This is a genomic window from Novosphingobium sp. GV079 (assembly GCF_003058045.1).
Classification (GTDB): Bacteria; Pseudomonadota; Alphaproteobacteria; order Sphingomonadales; family Sphingomonadaceae; genus Novosphingobium; species Novosphingobium capsulatum.
Genome location: NZ_QBUE01000046.1, coordinates 1 through 3,477, shown reverse-complemented (window position 1 = coordinate 3,477; position 3,477 = coordinate 1). Strand labels below are relative to the sequence as shown.

10 protein-coding genes are annotated in these 3,477 nt (G+C 60.8%); 7 read left to right on the top strand and 3 right to left on the bottom strand.

Translation table 11 applies throughout. From position 1 onward, the window contains the following. Positions 1-191: 191 nt before the first annotated feature. From C8K14_RS22190 to C8K14_RS23285, 3 genes are all read right to left on the bottom strand, one after another. Positions 192-518, bottom strand: a complete 327-nt coding sequence (locus tag C8K14_RS22190; protein ID WP_108350180.1) for a hypothetical protein — start codon at positions 516-518, stop codon at positions 192-194. A 120-nt stretch (positions 519-638) separates the two neighbouring features. Beyond that, positions 639-836: a hypothetical protein gene (locus tag C8K14_RS23290; protein ID WP_369974078.1), complete on the bottom strand. Its 198-nt coding sequence runs from the start codon at positions 834-836 to the stop codon at positions 639-641. After that, positions 833-1,003 carry a carph-isopro domain-containing protein gene (locus C8K14_RS23285; RefSeq protein WP_369974079.1) on the bottom strand — a complete coding sequence of 57 codons (171 nt, stop codon included), beginning with the start codon at positions 1,001-1,003 and terminating at the stop codon, positions 833-835. The genes C8K14_RS23290 and C8K14_RS23285 overlap by 4 nt, the downstream gene beginning before the upstream one ends. 113 nt (positions 1,004-1,116) lie before the next feature. Here C8K14_RS23285 and C8K14_RS22800 point away from each other — a divergent pair, with 113 nt between their 5' ends. The 7 genes from C8K14_RS22800 to C8K14_RS22160 all read left to right on the top strand — a co-directional run. After that, positions 1,117-1,710, top strand: a complete 594-nt coding sequence (locus C8K14_RS22800) for an XRE family transcriptional regulator (RefSeq protein WP_158272959.1) — start codon at positions 1,117-1,119, stop codon at positions 1,708-1,710. 26 nt (positions 1,711-1,736) lie between these two features. Next, entirely contained in the window at positions 1,737-1,964 is a 228-nt protein-coding gene (locus C8K14_RS22180) for a hypothetical protein (RefSeq protein ID WP_133726924.1), read from the top strand. Beyond that, positions 1,961-2,221: a hypothetical protein gene (locus C8K14_RS22175; RefSeq protein ID WP_107719294.1), complete on the top strand. Its 261-nt coding sequence runs from the start codon at positions 1,961-1,963 to the stop codon at positions 2,219-2,221. The genes C8K14_RS22180 and C8K14_RS22175 overlap by 4 nt, the downstream gene beginning before the upstream one ends. A gap of 118 nt (positions 2,222-2,339) precedes the next feature. Beyond that, entirely contained in the window at positions 2,340-2,738 is a 399-nt protein-coding gene (locus C8K14_RS22170; RefSeq protein ID WP_107719292.1) for a hypothetical protein, read from the top strand. After that, positions 2,738-3,112, top strand: a complete 375-nt coding sequence (locus tag C8K14_RS22165; protein WP_107719290.1) for a hypothetical protein — start codon at positions 2,738-2,740, stop codon at positions 3,110-3,112. Before C8K14_RS22170 ends, C8K14_RS22165 begins: the two co-directional genes overlap by 1 nt. After that, the gene (locus tag C8K14_RS22795; RefSeq protein ID WP_158272007.1) at positions 3,109-3,258 is read left to right on the top strand and encodes a hypothetical protein; all 150 of its coding nucleotides are present in this window, start codon (positions 3,109-3,111) and stop codon (positions 3,256-3,258) included. Before C8K14_RS22165 ends, C8K14_RS22795 begins: the two co-directional genes overlap by 4 nt. Further along, a partial coding sequence (locus C8K14_RS22160; protein ID WP_133726923.1) for a hypothetical protein occupies positions 3,251-3,477 on the top strand: 227 nt, incomplete at its 3' end. The genes C8K14_RS22795 and C8K14_RS22160, both read left to right, overlap by 8 nt.

Here is a 3,477-nt window from a genome sequence, read left to right as displayed (position 1 = left end):
CTTCGCCACCATCATCGGCGGGCTGGTCATTTTCCTTCGTTTTCGGTCGGGCCATGGCGGCCTCCTTTCACCAGAGGGGATCGGGGGAGAGGCTTCCATCGTGGCCGGTAAGGCGCGGCCATCCAGTCGACGTGCTCAGGGCGTATCCAAACCCCAGCCTCCCTTTGACGCGGCCCCGCCCGCGCTGGATCTCAGGCGTGGCGGCGCGCGCGAACCTCGGCCACCACCTCAGCGCGCGGGCGCAGATGGGTAACGGCCAGGGCATCGACGGTCTGCTGGCGCCGGGCCCCCGCGTCGGCCGCCTTCATGGCCGCGCGATTGGCCTTCTTGCGCGCGGCACGGACCTTGTCGGCATCGCGCAAGGTATCGCCCAGGGCGCGCTGGAGGTTGGCAACATGGAACTCAGCCCGGTTGAGCGCGCGGCGATATGCTGCTGCCCGGCGCAGGCTACCGCGCCATGCAATCGCAAAGCCGGCAGCAATGGCAATCTCACCAACTGCAACAGAAACAGTGATCAAGTCAGGACCAGACATGGCAACCTCGCTTTCCGCAGCGCCGCAATATTTTTGCTGCGTCTGCTAAGTTAACTGTTTGTTGATATGCGGACACATAAACGCGCCGATATGGAGACGTTCAGACTAACTGGCTGCGATAGCGTGATGTTCGGCGAACTTTCGTGCGAACAACTCTGCGCATATTTCGGCGTCGAGAACGATTGCTGTGCTCATGCCGCAATTGCTCAGCGACACATGCACCTTGTCACCAGCCAGCTGGGTCACCCAGATCTGGGCGTGGTCCTGCTGGTGGTGCCGGATAGTGGCGAGTGGAGCGGTCATGGCGCTGCCTGGGCAGCAAGGGACACGCCCTTGTCCTTTGCAAGCCGCTCGATCTCCGCCATTCGCCAACGCGGGATCTTGCCGGCCGTCTTCCAGCTGGAGACGGTCGAGGGTGGGGCCTGGATGGCTTTCGCCACCTCCACGGTGCCGCCCAAGGCGGCAATCATCTGCTCAGCGGTCATCATGCGCCATGAATTACGATAATCGTAAACTTCCGGCAAGCCCTCTTGTTACGATATCCGTTATCGACGGGGAATTACGATTTCCGCAATGTCGCCTCATGGTTACGCACGACGAAATCCGCGACGAATTGCTGCGTCGGCTCGATGCAAAGCACCACAAGGCCAAGGATGTTGCCGCATTGCTGGGCATCGCCCCGCCACGAATTTCCGAAATCCGGCGTGGTGAGCGAATGATCCAACAGGATGAAATGGTCACCCTGGCAAAGTTGTTCGGCATGGGAGAGGTTGAGAGCGATCACCGCGACGACTTCGAATGGGTGCCGGTGATCGGCATTGCCGCAGCGGGAGCCTGGCGAGAGGCAATCAACCTACCGCACTATTCCGTGCCGATCCTGAAAAAGCCTGGCCGCAAGGCTGCTTTTGCCGTCGAGGTAAAGGGCGATAGCATGGACAAGATTCTGCCAGACGGTAGCTGGGCAGCAGTTGACCCCACGCAGAAAACGCTTTTCGAACGCAAGGTCTACCTCATCCAGAACGGCGATGGAGAGGCCACCATCAAGCGGTTCATGGAAGCGCCGGCGAGGTTCGAACCCGCATCCAATAATCCAGATCACCAGCCTATTATGATGGGTGAACACCAGATCATAGTCATTGGTCGTGTCGTTTCATGGGGTAGCGACGAAGGGCTGTGAATCAACGGCGAAGGGGTAACCAGGCGATGGACTATTTATCCATACGGCAAGTGAAACTGTGGCATTTCAACCTTTGCACCTTTGTCGCAACTGAACTGCTGTTCGGTGTTGAAGGCTGGGGAGTATGGGCCGTATCCGCCATTGTCGCGTATGCCCTTACCAAAAGCACCATCAAGGCCCCCAAGAATTACATCTGGCCCCTTATCATATGGGCATTTGCGATGCTTTGCCTTCATCTGGGCATGTCGCGATGATCGGCTTTTTGCTGATCGTAGGACTCATCAGCACGTCAATCGCATCAGGCCTCGATCATATGAGCGCATGGTGGATACTGCCGGTCGCCTTTCTCAATGCCGTTTGGGGCATCGCTACCGGCCCGATGTACGACCACGTTATGGCAGCAAATTTGCGCGGTGACTTGCGCGTTTTCCCGCGCATCCTCGCAATCCAGACTGTTGTCCGCCTTCTACCCGCTGGCGCGATCTATGGCATAGCCAGCATATTTTCCTGACAGCGCGATGGCGTAAGTTACGATTTTCGTATTGACGTGATGTTACGGTTATCGTAATTCCGTTTCCAACAGCCGGTGAGCCGCAAGCGCAGACCCGGCCATCTTGGAGACGGGTCACATGGCCATTGCCACCACTCTCGAAATCCCTGGCGCCGCCGCACTTGTTGCCGCGATCGCGCCTGAAACGCTCTCGATCGTTCGCCACACGCCTATCGTTGGCCCAACCAGCTTTGTCTGGGCAATGGACGAAGACGATCGCCGCGCACTGGAAGTCCTGCGCGACAAGGCCGTGGCCGCCGCCGTCGGCTATGCCTTTGCCGAAGCCTGCAACGATGCCGAGCGCCGGCAGTTCGCTGCGGTCGCCAACAGCTTCACCAGCATTGATGACTTGCTGAACGCCCGCTTCGGTGATCCCGAAGCGCTGGCCGCCGCCTGGGGCATCCGCGACTGGCACCGGCTCAACACCATCTGGCAGGCCGAATGCGCCCGCGCTGCCGCCGTGGGGAAGGCTGCCTGATGCGCGCCGCCCCGATGGCTACTGCCACCTATCGCGCATGGAAGCTGCACAACGGCGTCCATTACCCGCTGCGGATCGAGGCCAGCACGCTCACCAACGTTGTGGCCGAGGCCCAGCTGTCATGCGCCCACAAGGATCAGTTCGCGGTGCTGGAATGCGCCGGCGGCAAGCAGGTGCTGCGCATCTACCAGATCAAGCAGGGCAAGGACATGTGGGTGCGCAAGCCCGGCTTTTCCCATTCGGTGCGGGTGCCGCAGCTGCGCGCCGATGTGGTCACGGAACTGGCCATCGATGCCTATGAGCCGGTCGAGGCCTGGCAGTGGTCCCCCGGCGCCGATGCCGTGGGTGCTCCGGCACGGGAGATCGCGCTGTGATCCGCAACATCGCTGCCTGGCGATCCATCATCGCGGAGGCGGGCATCACCCGCGCCGTGGCCGCTGCAGCCATCGCCCTCACCATTATCACCCCGGTTCTCGCTGGGGCTCTCATCCTCATTGTGGAGACGCTGATCCATGGTTGAAGCTGCTACCATTGCGCCCGAACGGGTTGAAGGCGAAATCCTGCCGCCGGCTACCACCGACATCATCCAGGCGGTTTTTGACCAGCCCGAGATTGCCCTGCTCGATCCTCAGCGCCGCGAGACTTTCGTGGCAAAGGTGCGCGAGGCATCGCTGATTGCCGAGCCCGACGCCTCCACGTCGAAGGGCCGCGACGAAATCCGCAAGGCCGCCGCCAAGGT